At 70.1% G+C, this 17,478-nt stretch carries 16 protein-coding genes; 8 read left to right on the top strand and 8 right to left on the bottom strand.

Annotated elements, in window-relative coordinates:
* Window positions 1-8: 8 nt before the first annotated feature.
* Window positions 9-365 carry an N-acetyltransferase gene (locus ASG30_RS11960; protein ID WP_200947301.1) on the bottom strand — a complete coding sequence of 119 codons (357 nt, stop codon included), beginning with the start codon at window positions 363-365 and terminating at the stop codon, window positions 9-11.
* Window positions 362-715, bottom strand: a complete 354-nt coding sequence (locus tag ASG30_RS11955) for a hypothetical protein (protein ID WP_156385504.1) — start codon at window positions 713-715, stop codon at window positions 362-364. Before ASG30_RS11955 ends, ASG30_RS11960 begins: the two co-directional genes overlap by 4 nt.
* Window positions 716-857: 142 nt before the next feature.
* Here ASG30_RS11955 and ASG30_RS11950 point away from each other — a divergent pair, with 142 nt between their 5' ends.
* Genes ASG30_RS11950 through ASG30_RS11930 form a run of 5 tightly spaced genes read left to right on the top strand, consistent with a single transcriptional unit; the run spans window position 858 to window position 4,381 of the window.
* On the top strand, window positions 858-2,348 hold the full coding sequence (locus ASG30_RS11950; RefSeq protein ID WP_055896461.1) for a protein adenylyltransferase SelO: 1,491 nt from the start codon (window positions 858-860) through the stop codon (window positions 2,346-2,348).
* Complete coding sequence (gene msrB / locus ASG30_RS11945) at window positions 2,345-2,755, top strand: peptide-methionine (R)-S-oxide reductase MsrB (protein WP_055896458.1); 411 nt, start codon at window positions 2,345-2,347, stop codon at window positions 2,753-2,755. The genes ASG30_RS11950 and msrB overlap by 4 nt, the downstream gene beginning before the upstream one ends.
* Window positions 2,752-3,288 (top strand): septation protein A, encoded by a 537-nt coding sequence (locus tag ASG30_RS11940; RefSeq protein ID WP_055896456.1) that lies wholly within the window; start codon window positions 2,752-2,754, stop codon window positions 3,286-3,288. Before msrB ends, ASG30_RS11940 begins: the two co-directional genes overlap by 4 nt.
* A gap of 2 nt (window positions 3,289-3,290) precedes the next feature.
* The gene (locus tag ASG30_RS11935) at window positions 3,291-3,557 is read left to right on the top strand and encodes a BolA family protein (RefSeq protein WP_055896453.1); all 267 of its coding nucleotides are present in this window, start codon (window positions 3,291-3,293) and stop codon (window positions 3,555-3,557) included.
* Window positions 3,558-3,601: 44 nt separating this feature from the next.
* On the top strand, window positions 3,602-4,381 hold the full coding sequence (locus ASG30_RS11930; RefSeq protein ID WP_055896450.1) for a peptidylprolyl isomerase: 780 nt from the start codon (window positions 3,602-3,604) through the stop codon (window positions 4,379-4,381).
* Between the two features lie 164 nt (window positions 4,382-4,545).
* Here the strand turns inward: ASG30_RS11930 and ASG30_RS11925 are convergent, their stop codons facing one another.
* From ASG30_RS11925 to purL, 3 genes are all read right to left on the bottom strand, one after another.
* Window positions 4,546-5,286: a DUF1624 domain-containing protein gene (locus ASG30_RS11925; RefSeq protein ID WP_055896447.1), complete on the bottom strand. Its 741-nt coding sequence runs from the start codon at window positions 5,284-5,286 to the stop codon at window positions 4,546-4,548.
* A 66-nt stretch (window positions 5,287-5,352) separates the two neighbouring features.
* A complete protein-coding gene (locus ASG30_RS11920; RefSeq protein ID WP_055896445.1) occupies window positions 5,353-5,652 on the bottom strand; it encodes a hypothetical protein in 300 nt (99 codons plus the stop codon).
* Window positions 5,653-5,786: 134 nt separating this feature from the next.
* Window positions 5,787-9,779 (bottom strand): phosphoribosylformylglycinamidine synthase, encoded by a 3,993-nt coding sequence (gene purL, locus ASG30_RS11915; protein WP_055896442.1) that lies wholly within the window; start codon window positions 9,777-9,779, stop codon window positions 5,787-5,789.
* Window positions 9,780-9,904: 125 nt separating this feature from the next.
* Here purL and map point away from each other — a divergent pair, with 125 nt between their 5' ends.
* Both map and ASG30_RS11905 read left to right on the top strand, forming a co-directional pair.
* Window positions 9,905-10,711: a type I methionyl aminopeptidase gene (map, locus tag ASG30_RS11910; RefSeq protein WP_055896438.1), complete on the top strand. Its 807-nt coding sequence runs from the start codon at window positions 9,905-9,907 to the stop codon at window positions 10,709-10,711.
* A gap of 17 nt (window positions 10,712-10,728) precedes the next feature.
* Window positions 10,729-13,359 (top strand): [protein-PII] uridylyltransferase, encoded by a 2,631-nt coding sequence (locus ASG30_RS11905; RefSeq protein WP_055896437.1) that lies wholly within the window; start codon window positions 10,729-10,731, stop codon window positions 13,357-13,359.
* A gap of 19 nt (window positions 13,360-13,378) precedes the next feature.
* Here ASG30_RS11905 and def read toward each other — a convergent pair whose 3' ends face one another.
* On the bottom strand, window positions 13,379-13,918 hold the full coding sequence (gene def / locus ASG30_RS11900; protein WP_055896428.1) for a peptide deformylase: 540 nt from the start codon (window positions 13,916-13,918) through the stop codon (window positions 13,379-13,381).
* Between the two features lie 32 nt (window positions 13,919-13,950).
* Between def and ASG30_RS11895 the strand changes: the two genes are divergently transcribed.
* Window positions 13,951-14,421, top strand: a complete 471-nt coding sequence (locus ASG30_RS11895) for a YbaN family protein (protein WP_082522058.1) — start codon at window positions 13,951-13,953, stop codon at window positions 14,419-14,421.
* Here the strand turns inward: ASG30_RS11895 and ligA are convergent.
* Window positions 14,352-16,427 carry an NAD-dependent DNA ligase LigA gene (gene ligA, locus ASG30_RS11890; RefSeq protein ID WP_055896425.1) on the bottom strand — a complete coding sequence of 692 codons (2,076 nt, stop codon included), beginning with the start codon at window positions 16,425-16,427 and terminating at the stop codon, window positions 14,352-14,354. The two genes, ASG30_RS11895 and ligA, sit on opposite strands and share 70 nt — an antisense overlap.
* 9 nt (window positions 16,428-16,436) lie before the next feature.
* A complete protein-coding gene (locus ASG30_RS11885; protein WP_055896422.1) occupies window positions 16,437-17,471 on the bottom strand; it encodes a cell division protein ZipA C-terminal FtsZ-binding domain-containing protein in 1,035 nt (344 codons plus the stop codon).
* Between the last annotated feature and the right edge of the window lie 7 nt (window positions 17,472-17,478).

The following is a 17,478-nucleotide window of genomic DNA, read 5'->3' as shown; positions in this document are numbered from 1 at the left end:
GGAAGGACTCAGTTGGGCCGCAGCATCGCCAGCCGGCTTTCGGCCAGCTCGCGCTCGCGGTCGCTGCCCGCCAGGGCGCGAAACACCGTCGGCACGTCGCCGTGGATCAGCGAGTAGCTGCCGCCCTCTCCCTGGCAGGCGTCCTTGACCAGGACGGAAAAGCCGAAGCGGCGGTACAGCCGGCTCAGCACGGGGGTGCAGGTGGCGTACAGGTTCTCGATCTGCAAGGTGTCGACCAGGTGGGCCAGGGTGAGGAACAGGCAGCGCTTGAGCGCTTCGGGCCCGGTGCGGTATTCGGGGGCCAGCACGAGCCGGCCGACTTCCCAGGCCGCCGGCATCAGGTGCGGCGACGAGTCCTGGTTCACCAGGAGGTTCTCACACGGCGCGAGGCCGAGCCCGAGCGGGATGAGGCGGATAGTTCCAATAAACTGGCCGCGCCAGCGAAAACCGGCGACAAAACCGTGCTGGTCTCTTTTTTTTCGCGAGAAATGAATGCCGGGTCCGCCAACGCGGCGGCCGGCAGGTTGATCTCGCTGCGCAGGTGGACGACTTGCGCGATCTCGGCCATGCCGCGCAGGTGCTGGATCTCCAGCTCATCCAGGGGCAGTTCGCGGCTGCCGGCCGGGATGACAGGTTCGGGCGCCACCGGGATCTGCGGCCTGGCCATCGGCGGCATCTGCGGCATGACGCCCAGCGAACGGTGGATCAGTGACATGTCGCTCATTTTTCTTGCCCTCCCTCGTGCACCTGTGGCGGCGCTCAGCAGCTAAGGAATTATCCCGGCGGTGTCAACGGTCGCGCCATAAGGCTTTCGCCTAGGCCGGCAAGGGGTTGGCGGCCCGGGGGACAATCGGCGGATGGATTCCCTGGCCGACGCCCCGCCCCGCCTGTTCGACCTGGGGGTGGGCTGGAAGCACAGCTTCGCCGCTCTCGGTCCTGCCTTCTTCACCGACCTGGTCGCGGCACCGCTCCCCTCGCCTTACCTCGTCGGGGTCAATCCCCGGCTGGCCGCCGACCTGCGCCTGCCGACCGACCTGCTGCAATCCGAAGACGGCGTGAGCGCCCTCACCGGCTCGCTGCCGATCGCCGGCACGCGCCCATTGGCCAGCGTCTACAGCGGCCACCAGTTCGGCGTCTGGGCCGGTCAGCTCGGCGATGGCCGAGCCCTGCTGCTGGGCGAGGTCGAGTCGGCCACCGGCCCGCAGGAACTGCAGTTCAAGGGCACCGGTCGCACGCCCTACTCGCGCATGGGCGACGGGCGCGCGGTGCTGCGGTCCAGCATCCGCGAGTTCCTGGGCAGCGAGGCGATGCATGGCCTGCGCATCCCGACCACGCGGGCCCTCAGCGTCACCGGCTCCGACGCGCCGGTGCGCCGCGAGGAGATCGAGACGGCCGCCGTGGTCGTGCGGGTGGCGCCCAGCTTCATCCGCTTCGGCCACTTCGAGCATTTCGCCTCGCGCGAGCAGTACGGCGAGCTGCGCACCCTGGCCGACTACGTCATCGACCGCTTCTATCCCGAGTGCCGCGCCACGGAGCGCTTCGGCGGCAACGCCTATGCCGCCTTCCTGGAGCAGGTGAGCGAGCGCACCGCCGCCCTCCTCGCCCGCTGGCAGGCCGTGGGCTTCTGCCACGGCGTGATGAACACGGACAACATGAGCATCCTGGGCCTGACGATCGACTACGGCCCGTTCCAGTTCCTCGACGCCTTCGACCCCAACCACATCTGCAACCACAGCGACGAGAGCGGCCGCTATGCCTACAACCGCCAGCCCAACGTCGCCTACTGGAACCTGTTCTGCCTGGGCCAGGCCTTGCTGCCGCTGATCGGCGACGAGCAGCTCACGCTCGCGGCGCTGGAGTCTTACAAGACGATCTTCCCCAGCGAGCTGGAAGCCTGCATGCGCGGCAAGCTCGGCCTGCCCGACGCCCACGAGGACGACCGGGTGCTGGTCGAGCGCGTGCTGCAGCTGCTGGCCAAGGACCGGGTGGACTACACGATCTTCTGGCGGCGCCTCTCGCACGCGGTTGCGACCGGCGATCCTGAACCAGTGCGCGACCAGTTCCTGGACCGCGAAGGCTTCGACGCCTGGTGGCGCGACCATTCGGCCCGCCTGCCGGCCGAGCGGGGCGCCACGGCCCTGGGAATGCTGCGAACCAACCCCAAGTTCGTGCTGCGCAACCACCTGGGCGAGCTGGCGATCCGCCGCGCCAAGGTGAAGGATTTCGGCGGCGTGGCCGACCTGTTGAAGGTCGTCCACGCGCCCTTCGACGAACATCCCGCGCTCGAAGACCTGGCCGGCTTCCCGCCCGACTGGGCGTCCCACATCGAGATCAGCTGCTCCTCATGACCTACCCCATCCAGAAGACCGAGGCCGAATGGAAGGCCCTGCTGGCCGAGAAAGGCGCCGAGCGCGGCGCCTTCGAGGTCACCCGCCACGCCGCCACCGAGCGCCCCTTCACCGGCAAGTACGAGCGGGTGTGGGCCGACGGCAGCTACCACTGCATCTGCTGCGGGAACAAACTCTTCGACTCCGGCACCAAGTTCGATGCCGGCTGCGGCTGGCCCAGCTTCTCGCTGGCGGCGCCCGGCGCCATCAAGGAGATCCGCGACGCCAGCCACGGCATGATGCGCACCGAGACCGTCTGCGCGCAATGCGGCGCGCACCTGGGCCACGTGTTCCCGGACGGCCCCGCCCCCACCGGGCTGCGCTACTGCATGAACTCCGCCTCGCTGGACTTTCAAAAGACCGAATGAAACTGCTCATCGATTTCCTGCCCATCGTCGTCTTCTTCGTCGCCTTCAAGCTGTTCGACATCTGGGTGGCCACGGGCGTGGCCATCGCCGCCACGGTGGCGCAGATCGCCTGGTTGCGCTGGTCCACCGGCAAGGTCGAACCGATGCAATGGCTGAGCCTGGGGGTGATCGTGCTGTTCGGCGGGGCCACCCTGCTGTCGCACAACGACACCTTCATCAAGTGGAAGCCCACCGTGCTGTACTGGCTTATGGGCGGTGCGCTGGCCATCGGCCAGCTGGTGTTCCGCCGCAACCTGCTCAAGTCGCTCATGGGCGCGCAGATGTCCCTGCCCGATGCCGCCTGGCGGGTGATGAACTGGAGCTGGATCGCCTTCTTCGCCGTCATGGGCGTGGCCAACCTCTGGGTCGCCTACAACTTCGAGACCGACACCTGGGTGAACTTCAAGCTGTTCGGCGGCCTCGGGCTGATGATCGCCTTCGTGCTGGCGCAGGCGGCCTACCTGTCACGCTTCATGAAGACCGAGACGGAATAGCCATGCCGACCGGGATCACCGCCGAGGCCCTGCACCGGCGCCTGGCCGAGCGGCTGGCGCCGACCCGGCTGGAAGTCATCGACGAAAGCGGCGCCCATGCGGGCCATGCGGGGGCCGACGGCACGGGCTCCGGCACCCATTTCCGGGTCCGCATCGACTCCCCGCTCTTCAGTGGGAAGGCCCGGCTGGCGCGACATCGCCTTGTGTATGATGCGTTGCAGGATTACATCGACGCCGGGCTGCATGCGCTGGCCATCGAAACCTCCTGACCACTCCCCCGCTTCCGATTCGACCCTTGAGAGGGACCTCCCCCATGAAAAAGCAAATCGTTGCGGCGTTGGCCGCAGCTCTCTTGTGCGCCGCGCTTCCGGCAGCGGCCCAGAACGTCGCCATCGTCAACGGCAAGCCGGTGCCCAAGGCCCGCGTGGACGCCCTGGCTTCGCAGCTGGCCAAGTCCGGCCGGCCGATCACGCCCGACGTCGCCGAGCAGCTCAAGGAAGAGGTCATCGCGCGCGAGGTCTTCATGCAGGAAGCCCAGAAGCGCGGCCTGGACGGCAGCGACGACTTCCGCACCCAGATGGAGCTGGCCCGCCAGACCCTGCTGATCCGCGAGCTGTTCGCCGATTACCAGAAGAAGAACCCGGTGACCGATGCCGACATCAAGGCCGAGTACGACAAGTTCGTGGCGGCCAACGGCGGCAAGGAATACAAGGCCCGCCACATCCTGGTGGAGAAGGAAGACGAGGCCAAGACCATCATCGCCAGCCTCAAGAAGGGCGGCAAGTTCGAGGACATCGCCAAGAAGCAGTCGAAGGACCCGGGCTCCGGCGCCAACGGCGGCGACCTCGACTGGGCCAACGCGGCCAGCTACGTGCCCGAGTTCTCGCAGGCCATGATCAAGCTCAACAAGGGCCAGACCACCGATGCCCCGGTCAAGAGCCAGTTCGGCTGGCACGTGATCCGCGTGGACGACGTGCGCGAAGCGCAGCTGCCCAAGATGGACGAGGTCAAGCCACAGATTGCGCAGGCGCTGCAGCAGCAGAAGCTGGCGAAGTTCCAGCAGGACCTGCGCACGGGCGCGAAGGTGGAGTAGCACGCCACACCTTCTCGTCATTCCCGCGCAGGCGGGAATCCAGGAAGCGGCCGCGAGGCCGCTTTTCTTTTGGCGGATTGGAAGCACTGGATTCCCGCCTCCGCGGGAATGACGGCGGAAGGGGGTCGGGTCGACGTCGTCCGGGACGGGAGCGGGTCAGCCGTTCAGCGCACCAGCGCCGCCACCACCGTCAGCACCCCGATCAACACCGGCTGGTGCAGCATGTACCAGGTCAGGCTCCACCGCCCCATCCAGGCCAGCGCGCCGGCACCGGGCGCCATCAGCCGCCCTTGCAGCAGCGCCGGCCTGCGCGCCAGCAGCCATTGCCCGGCCGCCATCCCCCACCACATCACCCCCAGCCACGGGAAGACCGGCACGTAGTCCTCGGTGACCGGCTTGCGGCTGATAAGCCCCAGCCAGTGGAACGGCCCTCGGTTGAGGAACTCCAGCGACGGCCAGGCGGCGTGCGCCATGGGCGCCAGGGCCCAAAGTCCGATGGCCGCGGCGCCGGCGAGCCACAGCCCCCGTCCCCACCCCGCGGTCAGCCGCACCACGAGGAGCATCGCCGCGATCCCGTGCAGCACGCCGAAGAAGATGTAGCTGCGCGGGAACATGTACCAGGACCCGATCGTCACCAGCAGCGCGCAGGCGGCGATCTGCCCCCAGCGCCGCCAGAACCGAGGCCAGGACTGGCCCTGCGCATGCGCCACCGCCTGCGACAGTCCGGCGCAGAACAGGAACAGGCTGACGATGGCGGTGCGCTGCCAGGTCCAGACCGGGTCGGCGTAGAAGTCCTGGCGGATCCAGCGGAAGTGGTTGAGGTCGAAGCAGAAGTGGTAGACCGTCATCCAGACGATGGCGGCGCCCCGCAGGGCGTCGAGGCGGTCGTAGCGGGCGCTGGGCATCGCGGCAGAGTTTAGGCCCCGGGTCGGGGCGGTCGCCGGCCAGCAGGGCGACCGGCGAGAAACCGGCTAGCGGTCGTTCTTGCCGATGCGCTGGAAGGGATCGAGGTCGTCCATCTGGCTGGGACGTCCCTCGCGCACCCGCACCGAATCGGCCGGCGACAGGCCGCCCATCTGGCTGTCGAGCTGGAACTGGGACTGCTCCCACAGGTCCCAGGCCGATTCGTCGTGGTCTTCCCGCACCTCAGGCACCGGGGGCGGTTCCGGCACCAGCGGAAGCGACCGCGGCCGCGCCGACGCCCGCGCGGCCGGGGCCGCGGGCTTGCGTTCGGGTTTGGGAGGCTCGGCGCGTCGGAACAGCTTGAACATCTTGAGGCCTTTGTCCGGTGGGGCCCGCCCGCTTCCTGCTGCGAGGCGCGCGTAACCCGGCGTTACATTGAACCTCTGCGGCAGGGGACGGTCAAGGGGGCAATCGCGCGCCGCTGCCGCTGACCGACAGGGACTTACCCCACCCACTTCCTGGCGTTTCGCCAGATCCGCAGCCAGGGGCTGAACTCGCTCTTGTCGCCCCCCGTCCACGACATCTGGACGTTGCGGAACACGCGTTCGGCGTGCGGCATCATGGCCGTGAAGCGGCCATCGGCCGTCGTCACCGCCGTCAGCCCGCCCGGGCTGCCATTGGGGTTCAGCGGGTACTGCTCGGTCGGCTGCCCGTGGTGGTCGATGAAGCGCATCGCCGCGATCGCCCGGGCCGGATCGCCCCGCTGCGCAAAGTTCGCATAGCCCTCGCCGTGCGCCACCACGATCGGCAGGCGGCTGCCGGCCATGCCGTCGAAGAACAGGCTGGGCGACGGCAGCACCTCCACCTGCGACAGCCGCGCCTCGTAGCGCTCGCTGCGGTTGGTGGTGAAACGCGGCCAGGCCTGGGCGCCCGGGATGATGTCGGCCAGCTCGGCCAGCATCTGGCAGCCGTTGCACACGCCCAGGGCGAAGGTGTCGTCGCGGCCGAAGAAGGCCTGGAACTGCTCCGACAGCTTCGGGTTGAACGTGATGCTGCGGGCCCAGCCGATGCCGGCGCCCAGCGTGTCGCCGTAACTGAAGCCACCGCACGCGACGAAGCCCTTGAACTGGGGCAGTTCGGCGCGGCCCGACTGCAGGTCGGTCATGTGCACGTCCACCGCCTCGAAGCCGGCCAGGTCGAAGCAGTACGCCATCTCCACGTGCGAGTTGACGCCCTGCTCCCGCAGGATGGCCACGCGGGGACGGGCCAGGTTCAGGTACGGGGCGGCCACGTCCTCGCGCGGATCGAAGGCCGGCGCGAACTGCAGGCCCGGATCGGCCGGGTCGCCGGCGGCCGCGTGCTCGGCATCGGCGCCCGCCGGGTTGTCGCGCTGCTGGCAGATCTTCCAGCTGACGCTGTCCCACACCTGGTGCAGGTCGGCCAGCCTGGCGGAGAACACCGCCTTGGTGTCGCGCCAGACCTGGACCTCGCCCTTGCCCACCTCGATGGCGGACGAGGCCGGCCGGGTCTTGCCCACGAAGTGGCTGAACTTGGACAGCCCGTGCTCGCGCAGCACCTGCATGACTTCGTTGCGCTCGTCGGTGCGCACCTGCAGCAGCACGCCCAGTTCCTCGTTGAACAGGGCGCGCAAGGTGAGCTCCTCGCGGCGCGCGCTGACCTGCGAGGCCCAGTTCTTGGCATCGCCGTACTCGGCGCGGCTGTCGCTGATGCCGTCGCCTTCGGTGACCAGCAGGTCCACGTTCAGGCTCACGCCGACCTGGCCGGCGAACGCCATCTCGCAGGCCGCCGCCAGCAGGCCGCCGTCGCTGCGGTCGTGGTAGGCCAGCACGCGGCCCTGAGCGCGCAGCGCGTTGACCGCCGCCACCAGGTTCACCAGGTCCCGCGGATCGTCCAGGTCGGGCACGTCGCCGCCGGGCTGCGCCAGCACCTGCGCCAGGATGCTGCCGCCCATGCGGCCCCGTCCCTTGCCCAGGTCCACCAGCACCAGCGTCGTGTCCTCGGTCGCCGCAAGTTGCGGCGTGAGCGTGGTGCGCACGTCGTCGATGCTGGCGAAGGCGGTCACGATCAGGCTGACGGGCGAGACCACCTTCTTGGCCGCCCCGCCCTCCTGCCACTGGGTGCGCATCGACAGGCTGTCCTTGCCGACCGGGATGGACACGCCCAGGGCCGGGCACAGCTCCAGGCCGACGGCCTTCACCGTCTCGTACAGCGCCGCGTCCTCGCCCGCTTCGCCGCAGGCGGCCATCCAGTTGGCCGACAGCTTCACGCGGGGCAGTTCGATGGGGGCGGCCAGCAGGTTGGTGATGGCCTCGGCCACCGCCATGCGGCCCGAAGCGGCGGCGTCGGTGGCCGCCAGCGGCGTGCGCTCTCCCAGGCTCATGGCCTCGCCCGCGAAGCCCTGGAAGTCGGCCAGCGTCACGGCGCAGTCGGCCACCGGCACCTGCCAGGGGCCCACCATCTGGTCGCGGTGCGACAGACCGCCCACGGTGCGGTCGCCGATGGTGATCAGAAAGCGCTTGGAGGCGACCGTCGGGTGCGCCAGCACCTTGATCACCGCGTCCTGCAGGTCGACGCCGGTCAGCTCGATGGGCGGCACTTCGCGCTTCAGGCGCTGCACATCGCGGTGCATCTTGGGCGGCTTGCCGAGGAGGACGTCCATCGGCATGTCCACGGCGTGGCTCCCTGCCCCTCCGGACGAGGCCTGGAGGTTCTCGCCGACGATCAGCTGCCGCTCCTCGGTCGCGACGCCGACCACCGCGAACGGGCACCGCTCCCGCTCGCAGAACGCGCGGAACTGCTCCAGCGACTGCGGCGCTATGGCCAGGACGTAGCGCTCCTGGCTCTCGTTGCACCAGATCTCCTTGGGCGCCAGGCCGGACTCCTCCAGCGGCACCTCGCGCAGGTCGAAGCGCGCGCCGCGGCCGGCGTCGTTCGTGAGCTCGGGGAAGGCATTCGACAGGCCGCCGGCACCCACGTCGTGAATGGCCAGCACCGGGTTGGCCGCGCCCAGCGACCAGCAGTGGTTGATGACCTCCTGCGCGCGCCGCTCGATCTCCGGGTTGCCGCGCTGCACCGAGTCGAAGTCCAGCTCCGCCGCGTTGGTGCCCGTCGCCATCGAGCTGGCGGCGCCGCCGCCCATGCCGATGCGCATCCCCGGCCCGCCCAGCTGCACCAGCAGCGTGCCGGCGGGGAAGCGCTCCTTGTGCGTCTGCCCGGCCTCGATGCTGCCCAGGCCGCCCGCGATCATGATGGGCTTGTGGTAGCCGCGCGCCACGCCGGCCACGTCCTGTTCGTACTCGCGGAAGTAGCCCAGCAAATTGGGCCGGCCGAACTCGTTGTTGAACGCGGCGCCGCCCAGCGGACCCTCGGTCATGATCTGCAGCGCGCTGGCGATGTGCGCCGGCCGGCCGTTGGGGTTGTCCCAGAGCCGCGACACCGAAAAGCCCGTCAGGCCCGCCTTGGGCTTGGCACCACGGCCGGTGGCGCCCTCGTCGCGGATCTCGCCGCCCGCGCCCGTGGAGGCGCCCGGGAAAGGCGAGATCGCCGTCGGGTGGTTGTGCGTCTCCACCTTCATCAGCACGTGGTGCAGCGCCGCCTGGCGCGCATACGCCGCGGGACCGTCGCCGCGCGCCGGCGCGAAAGCCTCCACCCGGGCGCCCTCCATGACGGCGGCGTTGTCCGAGTAGGCCACCACCGTGTGCTGCGGATTCGTGCGGTGCGTGTGCCGGATCATCCCGAACAGGCTGTGCTCCTGCCGCTGGCCGTCGATGGTGAAGTCCGCGTTGAAGATCTTGTGCCGGCAGTGCTCGCTGTTGGCCTGCGCGAACATCATCAGCTCGACGTCGGTCGGGTTGCGGCCCAGGCCGCGGAAGGCGTCGAGCAGGTAGTCGATCTCGTCCTCGGCCAGCGCCAGGCCGAACTGCAGGTTGGCCTTCTCCAGCGAGGCGCGGCCGCCCCCCAGCACGTCCACCTCTTCCATGGGCGAAGGCGCCAGTTCGCTGAACAGGCGGTGCGCGCCGGCGCGGTCGGCCAGCACGCTCTCGGTCATGCGGTCGTGCAGCAGGCCGGCGATGGCCTCGCGCTGGGCCGCCGACAGCTGAGCCTGGCCCAGCAGCGGCGACTTGAGCGCCACGCGCCACTCCACCGCGCGCTCGACCCGTCGCACCGCGATGCCGCAGTTGTGGGCGATGTCGGTGGCCTTGGAGGCCCAGGGCGAGACGGTGCCCAGGCGCGGCGAGACGACGAACAGCTCGCCCTGCGCGGCGCCCTCGAAGGGCTCGCCGTAGGTCAGCAGCGCGGCCAGTCGCTCGCGCTCGGCGCCGGAGGGCGGGTGGTCCCACGCCGCCACGTGGACGAAGCGGGCTGACACGCCGCTGACCTTGTCGTGCACTTCCTGGAGCCGGGGGAGCAGTTGCCGGATGCGGAACTCGCTGAGGGCGCGGCCACCCTCGAACTCGGTGATGTGCAGGGTCACTGTGAAAGCCTGTGTGGGAGAGGAAGGCGCCGCCGCTGACTGGGGCGGCGCCATGAGCCCCGGCATTTTACCGGGCACCGCCCACGCCCCTGCGAGGCCCGGGGGCCTCTGGGATAATTCGCTCCATGAGCATCACGTACAAGGACGCGCAAGGCATCCAGGGCATGCGCATCGCCGGCCGGCTGGCGGCCGAGGTGCTGGACCACCTCACCCCCCACATCAAGCCGGGCATCACCACGCGGGAGATCGACCGGCTCGCGGCCGAGTACATGAAGAAGCAGGGCACGACCTCGGCGACGCTGGGCTACCAGCCGCCGGGCTACCCGCCCTACCCGGCTTCGCTGTGCACCTCGGTCAACCACGTGGTCTGCCACGGCATCCCCAACGACAAGCCGCTGAAGAAGGGCGACATCGTCAACGTCGACGTCACCGTCATCAAGGACGGCTGGTACGGCGACACCAGCCGCATGTTCGTGGTGGGCGACGTCTCCATCGCCGCCCGGCGGCTGGTCAACTTCACCTACGAGGCCATGTGGCAGGGCATCGTCAAGGTGCGCCCCGGCATCCACCTGGGCGACATCGGCTGGGCGATCCAGCAGTTCGCCGAGAAGAACGGCTTTTCCGTCGTGCGCGAGTTCTGCGGCCACGGCATCGGCCGCAACTTCCACGAGGAGCCGCAGGTGCTCCACTACGGGAAGCCCGGCACGCTGGAGAAGCTGGAGCCGGGCATGACCTTCACCATCGAGCCGATGATCAACGCCGGCCGCAAGGAGGTGAAGGAGTTCGGCAACGACGGCTGGACCATCGTCACCAAGGACCATTCGCTGTCCGCCCAGTGGGAGCACACCGTGCTGGTCACCGAGACCGGCTACGAGGTCCTCACCCTGTCGGCCGGCAGCCCGCCGCCCCCGCCCTTCGTCAACGCCGCCTGACCGGCGCGTCCCCGGCCATGGCCTCGGCCGTCCTCCAGCCCCCGCCGGACACCTCGACCGCCGCCCTGCGCGAGCAGCTCAAGGCGCAGAAGGCGGCCCTCACCGCCGCGCTGCTGCGCGAGGGCAACCCCACCCGTTCCATCGGCACCGTGCTGCGGCGGCTGGCGCGCCACGTCGATGCAGCGCTCGGGGCGCTGTGGCAGGCCTCGGGCTTCCCGGCCGAAGTCGCGCTCCTGGCCGTCGGGGGCTACGGCCGCGGCGAACTGTTCCCGCATTCCGACGTCGACGTTCTGGTGCTGCTGCCCGACGGGGTGCAGGCCGACGGCGACGGCAACGGCGAGCTCAAGCAGCGCCTGGAAAGCTTCATCGGCCGCTGCTGGGACATCGGCCTGGAGATCGGCTCCAGCGTGCGCACGGTCCGCGAATGCGTGGCCGCCGCCGAGGCCGACGTGACCATCCAGACCTCGCTGCTCGAATCTCGCCTCCTTTGCGGCGACCGCGGGCTGTTCGCGACCTTCCAGGAGCGCTTCCGCGCCACGCTGGACCCGCGCGCCTTCTTCATCGCCAAGACGCTGGAGATGCGCCAGCGGCACACCAAGTTCGAGAACACGCCGTACTCGCTGGAGCCCAACTGCAAGGAGTCGCCCGGCGGCCTGCGCGACCTGCAGGTCATCCTGTGGGTGTCCAAGGCGGCCGGCTTCGGCGGCAGCTGGGACGAGCTGGCCGCCAACGGCCTGGCCACCCCGCTGGAGGCGCAGCAGATCCAGCGCAACGAGGCGCTGCTCAGCCTGATCCGCGCGCGGCTGCACGCCATCGCCGGCCGGCGCGAGGACCGGCTGGTGTTCGACCTGCAGACCGCGGTGGCCGAGTCGTTCGGCTACCGCACCGCCACCAGCCCGGAAGGCCGGGTCCTCCAGCGGGCCAGCGAGGCGCTGATGAAGCGCTTCTACTGGGCCGCCAAGGCCGTCACTCAGCTCAACCAGATCCTGCTGCTGAACATCGAGGAGCGCATCAACCCCAGCGGGCACGAGCCGGTGCCGATCAACCCGCGCTTCGCCAACAAGGCCGGCATGCTGGAGGTCGCCAGCGACGACCTGTACCAGCAGGAACCGCACGCCATCCTCGAGACCTTCCTGCTGTTCCAGACCACGGTGGGCATCAACGGCCTGTCGGCCCGCACGCTGCGCGCCCTGTACAACGCGCGCGGCGTGATGGACTCGAAGTTCCGCAACGACCCGGTGAACCACGCCACCTTCAAGGCGATGCTGCTGCAGCCCTCGGGCATCACGCACGCGCTGCGGCTGATGAACCAGACCTCGGTGCTGGGCCGCTACCTGTGGGTGTTCCGCCGCATCGTGGGCCAGATGCAGCACGACCTGTTCCACGTCTACACGGTGGACCAGCACATCCTGATGGTGCTGCGCAACGTGCGGCGCTTCTTCATCGCCGAGCACGCGCACGAGTACCCGTTCTGCTCGCAGCTGGCGGCCGGCTACGACAAGCCCTGGATCCTGTACGTCGCGGCCCTCTTCCACGACATCGGCAAGGGCCGCGGCGGTGACCACTCGGTGATCGGCGCGGCCGAGGTCCGCCACTTCTGCAGGCAGCACGCCATCGAGGCGGACGACTGCCGGCTGATCGAATTCCTGGTGCGCGAGCACCTCACCATGAGCCGCATCGCGCAGAAGGAGGACCTGAGCGACCCGGCCGTGATCTCCGCCTTCGCGCAGAGGGTGGGCACCGAGCGCAACCTGACGGCGCTGTACCTGCTGACCGTGGCCGACATCCGCGGCACCAGCCCCAAGGTGTGGAACGCCTGGAAGGGCAAGCTGCTGGAGGACCTGTACCGCGCCACGCTGCGCGCGCTGGGCGGCCATGCGCCGGACAAGGCCGCCGAGATCGAGGCCCGCAAGCGCGAGGCGCTGGTGCTGCTGCAGCTGTTCGCCCTGCCCTTCGAGGTGCACAAGAAGCTGTGGGACACGCTGGACGTGGGCTACTTCATGCGCCACGACGCCGGCGAGATCGCCTGGCACACGCGGCACCTCTCGCGCCACGTGGGCACGGCCAGGCCGGTGGTGCGTGCGCGCATGTCGCCCGTGGGCGAAGGCCTGCAGGTGCTGGTGTACACGCCCGACCAGCCCGACCTGTTCGCCCGCATCTGCGGCTACTTCGACCAGGCCAGCTTCTCCATCCTGGACGCGCGAATCCACACGGCCAGGAACGGCTTTGCGCTGGACACTTTCCAGGTCGTCACCTCCATGCTGCCCGAGCACTACCGCGAGCTGGTCAGCATGGTCGAGTCGGGCCTGGAACAGACGCTGGAGCGCGCCGGGCCGCTGCCCGCGCCCAGCCGCGGCCGCGTCTCGCGCCGCGTCAAGAGCTTTCCGATCGCACCGCGCGTGCAGCTCACGCCCGACGAGCGGGCCCAGCGCTGGCTGCTCAGCGTCTCGGCCAGCGACCGCGTGGGCCTGCTCTATTCGATCGCCCGCGTGCTCGCGCGGCACAAGATCAACCTGCAGCTCGCCAAGGTCAGCACGCTGGGCGAGCGGGTCGAGGACACCTTCCTGATCGACGGCGCCGAGCTGCAGCAGAACCGCCGGCAGATCCAGATCGAGACGGAGCTGCTGGAAGCGCTGGCGGCTTCGTAGGAAGCCCCGTCAGCCGGGACTAATCGTCCTCGGCAGCGTCGATCTCCGGGAACAGCACCTCGGTGAAGCCGAATTTCGTGAAGTCGCGAACCCGCATCGGGTACAGCTTGCCGATGAGGTGGTCGCACTCGTGCTGCACCACGCGGGCATGGAAGCCGTCGACCGTTCGGTCGATGGGGTCGCCGAACGGGTTGACGCCCGTGTAGCGGATCGTCTTCCAGCGCGGCACCACGCCGCGCAGGCCGGGGACGGAGAGGCAGCCTTCCCAGCCCTCCTCTTCCTCGTCGCCCACCGGCGTGATGACGGGGTTGAGCAGCACGGTGCGGGGCACCACCGGTGCGTCGGGGTAGCGCGGATTGGGCGCGTCGGTCCCGAAGATCACAAGCTGCAGGTCCTCGCCGATCTGGGGGGCGGCCAGGCCGGCGCCGTTGACGGCCCGCATGGTGTCGAACATGTCGGCGACCAGCAGGTGGATCTCGTCGGTGTCGAAGCGCTGCACGGGCTGGGCCACGCGCAGCAGCCGCGGGTCGCCCATCTTCAGGATGTCTCGGATCGCCATGGGACGAGCATAGCCGCAAGCGACAATGCCGCATGGCGCCGCCCCCCGTGGATCACCGCCTGGCCACCGGTCCTGCCCGCTGGCTGTTCCTGCTGCTGGCCGTGGCCAGCCTGGTGCTGGGCATCATCGGCGTGTTCCTTCCCGTCCTGCCCACCGTGCCCTTCGTGCTGCTGGCCGCCTGGGCGGCGGCGCGCAGTTCGCCGCGGCTGCTGAACTGGCTGGAGTCGCACCCGCATTTCGGTGCGCACCTGCGCGACTGGCGCAGCGGCGGCGTGGTGCGTCGCCGCGCCAAGTGGCTGGCCAGCGCGCTGATGGCGGCCAGCGCCACCAGCATGCTGTTCTGGATGGGCCCGCGCTGGTACGTGCTGTCCGTGATCGGCGGGATGGCAATCGTGCTGGCCTGGCTGTGGCGCCGGCCCGAGTCCGCGCCGGATCAGGCCTCTCCCCCGGACAGCAGCCGGCGCAACCCGTCCTCGTCCAGCACCGGCACGCCCAGCTCCTGAGCCTTGTCCAGCTTGCTGCCGGCCTCGGCGCCGGCCACCACGTAGCTGGTCTTCTTGCTCACCGAGCCGGCCACCTTGGCGCCGGCCGCTTCCAGCAGGTCCTTGGCCTCGTCCCGGCTCAGGGTGGGCAGCGTGCCGGTGAGCACCACGGTCTTGCCGGCCAGGGGCTTGGGCGCCTGGGCCGTCGGTTCGGTGTCCTCCCAGTGCACGCCGCAGGCGCGCAGTTGCTCGGCCACCTCGCGGTTGTGCGGCTGGGCGAAGAAGGTGTGGATGCTCTCGGCCACGATCGGGCCCACGTCGGGCACCTCCAGCAGCCGCTCGGCGCTGGCGTCCATGATCGTGTCGAGCTGGCCGAAGTGCCGCGCCAGGTCGCGCGCCGTGGCCTCGCCCACGTGGCGGATGCCCAGCGCGTACAGGAAGCGCGGGAGCGTGGTGTTCTTGGACTGCTCCAGGCCGGCCAGCAGGTTCTGCGCCGACTTCTCGCCCATGCGGTCCAGCGCCACCAGGTGGGCCAGGCCCAGCCGGTACAGGTCGGGCAGCGTGCGCACCACGCCGGCATCGACCAGCTGGTCGACCAGCTTCTCGCCCAGGCCCTCGATGTCCATGGCGCGGCGCTGGGCGAAATGCAGCAGTGCCTGCTTGCGCTGGGCGCCGCAGACGAGGCCACCTGTGCAGCGGTAGTCGGCCTCGCCCTCCTCCCGCACCGCGTCGCTGCCGCAGACCGGGCAGTGCGTGGGCATGGTGAAGGGCTGCGCGCCCGCGGCGCGCTTGTCGGGAACGACGGCGACGACTTCGGGGATCACGTCGCCCGCACGCCGCACGATCACCGTGTCGCCCACGCGAACATCCTTGCGCCGCGCCTCGTCCTCGTTGTGCAGCGTGGCGTTGGTGACCGTCACGCCGCCGACGAACACCGGCTGCAGCCGCGCCACCGGCGTCAGCTTGCCGGTGCGGCCCACGTAGACGTCGATCGACTCCACGGTGGTGAGCTGCTCCTGCGCCGGGTACTTGTGCGCCACCGCCCAGCGCGGCTCGCGGGTGACGAAGCCCAGGCGCTTCTGCAGCGCCAGGCTGTCCACCTTGTAGACCACGCCGTCGATGTCGTAGGGCAGCTGGTCGCGGCTGGCGCCGATGGACTGGTGGAAGGCCACCAGCTCCTCGGCCCCGCGCGCCCGGCGCGTGTGCTGCGACACCGGCAGGCCCCAGGCCCGCATCGTCTCCAGCAGCTCGTACTGGGTCTCGAAGGCCGGCCCGCCCACGATCTCGCCCCAGCCGTAGGCGAAGAAGCTCAGGGGCCGCTGGCGGGCGATGGCGGGATCGAGCTGGCGCACCGCTCCGGCCGCCGCATTGCGCGGATTGACGAACGTCTTCTCGTTCTTCGCGCCGCGGGCGATCTTCTCGCGCTGCTGCTCGTTGAGCCGCTCGAAGTCGTCGCGGCGCATGTAGACCTCGCCACGCACCTCCAGCACCGGCGGCACCGGCGGCGTGCCCTTGCCGCGGGCCGACAGCCGCAGCGGCACTTGGCCGATGGTGCGGATGTTCTGCGTCACGACCTCGCCGATCTCGCCGTCGCCGCGAGTGGCGGCCTGCACCAGCACGCCGTCCTCGTAGCGCAGGCTGATGGCCAGGCCGTCGAATTTCAGTTCGGCGACGTATTCGACGGGCGGATCGCCCTCGCCCAGTCCGAGCTCGCGCCGCACGCGGGCGTCGAAGCTGCGCGCGCCGCTGGCCTCGATGTCGGTCTCGGTGCGGATGGACAGCATCGGCACCTTGTGCCGCACCCGGGCGAAGCCCTCCAGCACGCCGCCGCCCACGCGCTGGGTGGGCGAGTCGGGCGAGCGCAGTTCGGGATGCGCCTCTTCCAGCGCCTGCAGCTCCTGGAACAGCTTGTCGTACTCGGCGTCCGGGATCTCCGGCTCGTCGAGCACGTAGTAGCGGTGGGCGTGGTGGTGCAGCAGTTCCCGCAGCGCGTCCACGCGCTCCTGCACCTTCGGGGAGGCGGACATGCTCGAAACCTAGTTGAAGAGTCGGCGCGCCTGCGGCGAGCCGGCCGCGAGGTCGCGCGCCTCCAGGGTGTCGTAGAGCATTTCCAGGTCGGCGCCGACCACGTCCAGCGCCTCGACCTGGATGGGCTGGCCGTTGTCGTCGGTGATCACGCCGTCCATGCCCTCGGCCAGGCCCAGGGCGGCATCGCGCATGCGCGCGAACGGCTGCTCGGCGCGGTGCACCTGCGGCACGTCCAGGCTCAGCGTGACCTCGCGGATGGCCGACTGGGCCGGGTCCTCGGACAGCGCGGCCTGGGTGTCGAACGACAGCACCAGCAGCGGATGGCCCGGCTGCGAGGCCGGCAAAACCAGCCGGCCGGGAATGGCGCCCGAGACGAAGCCGAAGCGGGACGCGTTCTGGTGGACGTAGCCCGGGCTCCAGGCCGCGTTGCGGGCGCGCAGGGTGAAACCCAGCTGCGCGTCGTGCTGGCTGGCGAACTGGTCGAGTTCGCGGGCGCGGGCCACCTCGTGCAGCATCTCGGGGAACTCGGGCGCGCCGTTCACCGCGTCGGCGAAGGCCTGGGCCTTGACCACGAACTCGGAGAACTCGATCTCGTTGAGCGCGCCCGTGCGGTTGGCCAGCTGCACGCCGGCCTGGAAGGCCGCGTAGCGCTCGCCCGGGTGCGGCGTCTCCCAGTGCTGGGTGGCGTCGTTCAGGCCCTCGATGGCGAAAGGCTTGCTGCCCGCGCGGCGCGTGGCCGGCAGGGCCGCGACGGCCGCTTCACCCGAAACCGGCGACTCCACGGCGATCGGCGCGAGGACGTCGATCAGCGCGTCGAGGCCGGGCTTGCGCTCGGGCATCGGCAGCGGCGGGACCGGTTCGGTGTCGAACACCGGTTCGATCGGGTTGTCGGGGTCGATCGGGCCGCCGCCGCGCGGATCCTGCCGGGGCGGCTGCTGCGCCTGCCGCGGGGCCAGCTTGCGGGTGGTCCAGGCGTTCCAGGCCACCAGCAGGGCCAGCACCAGGCCGCCGAGGATGACCAGGCCGAGGGTGAAGCCGGACATCAGGCGG

Source organism: Ramlibacter sp. Leaf400, from assembly GCF_001424545.1.
Taxonomy (GTDB): domain Bacteria; phylum Pseudomonadota; class Gammaproteobacteria; order Burkholderiales; family Burkholderiaceae_C; genus Ramlibacter.
This window is presented reverse-complemented; position numbering and strand designations above follow the sequence as displayed.

Excerpts from the sequence above, each read along its gene's own strand:
- def (WP_055896428.1), bottom strand. The coding sequence starts at position 13,918 with ATGGCGATCCGAGACATCCTGAAGATGGGCGACCCGCGGCTGCTGCGC.
- ASG30_RS11895 (WP_082522058.1), top strand. The coding sequence starts at position 13,951 with ATGGCGCCGCCCCCCGTGGATCACCGCCTGGCCACCGGTCCTGCCCGC.
- ASG30_RS11885 (WP_055896422.1), bottom strand. The coding sequence starts at position 17,471 with ATGTCCGGCTTCACCCTCGGCCTGGTCATCCTCGGCGGCCTGGTGCTG.
- ASG30_RS11925 (WP_055896447.1), bottom strand. The coding sequence starts at position 5,286 with ATGCCCAGCGCCCGCTACGACCGCCTCGACGCCCTGCGGGGCGCCGCC.
- ligA (WP_055896425.1), bottom strand. The coding sequence starts at position 16,427 with ATGTCCGCCTCCCCGAAGGTGCAGGAGCGCGTGGACGCGCTGCGGGAA.
- ASG30_RS11940 (WP_055896456.1), top strand. The coding sequence starts at position 2,752 with ATGAAACTGCTCATCGATTTCCTGCCCATCGTCGTCTTCTTCGTCGCC.
- msrB (WP_055896458.1), top strand. The coding sequence starts at position 2,345 with ATGACCTACCCCATCCAGAAGACCGAGGCCGAATGGAAGGCCCTGCTG.
- map (WP_055896438.1), top strand. The coding sequence starts at position 9,905 with ATGAGCATCACGTACAAGGACGCGCAAGGCATCCAGGGCATGCGCATC.
- ASG30_RS11955 (WP_156385504.1), bottom strand. The coding sequence starts at position 715 with ATGTCACTGATCCACCGTTCGCTGGGCGTCATGCCGCAGATGCCGCCG.
- ASG30_RS11905 (WP_055896437.1), top strand. The coding sequence starts at position 10,729 with ATGGCCTCGGCCGTCCTCCAGCCCCCGCCGGACACCTCGACCGCCGCC.
- ASG30_RS11935 (WP_055896453.1), top strand. The coding sequence starts at position 3,291 with ATGCCGACCGGGATCACCGCCGAGGCCCTGCACCGGCGCCTGGCCGAG.
- ASG30_RS11950 (WP_055896461.1), top strand. The coding sequence starts at position 858 with ATGGATTCCCTGGCCGACGCCCCGCCCCGCCTGTTCGACCTGGGGGTG.
- ASG30_RS11930 (WP_055896450.1), top strand. The coding sequence starts at position 3,602 with ATGAAAAAGCAAATCGTTGCGGCGTTGGCCGCAGCTCTCTTGTGCGCC.
- ASG30_RS11920 (WP_055896445.1), bottom strand. The coding sequence starts at position 5,652 with ATGTTCAAGCTGTTCCGACGCGCCGAGCCTCCCAAACCCGAACGCAAG.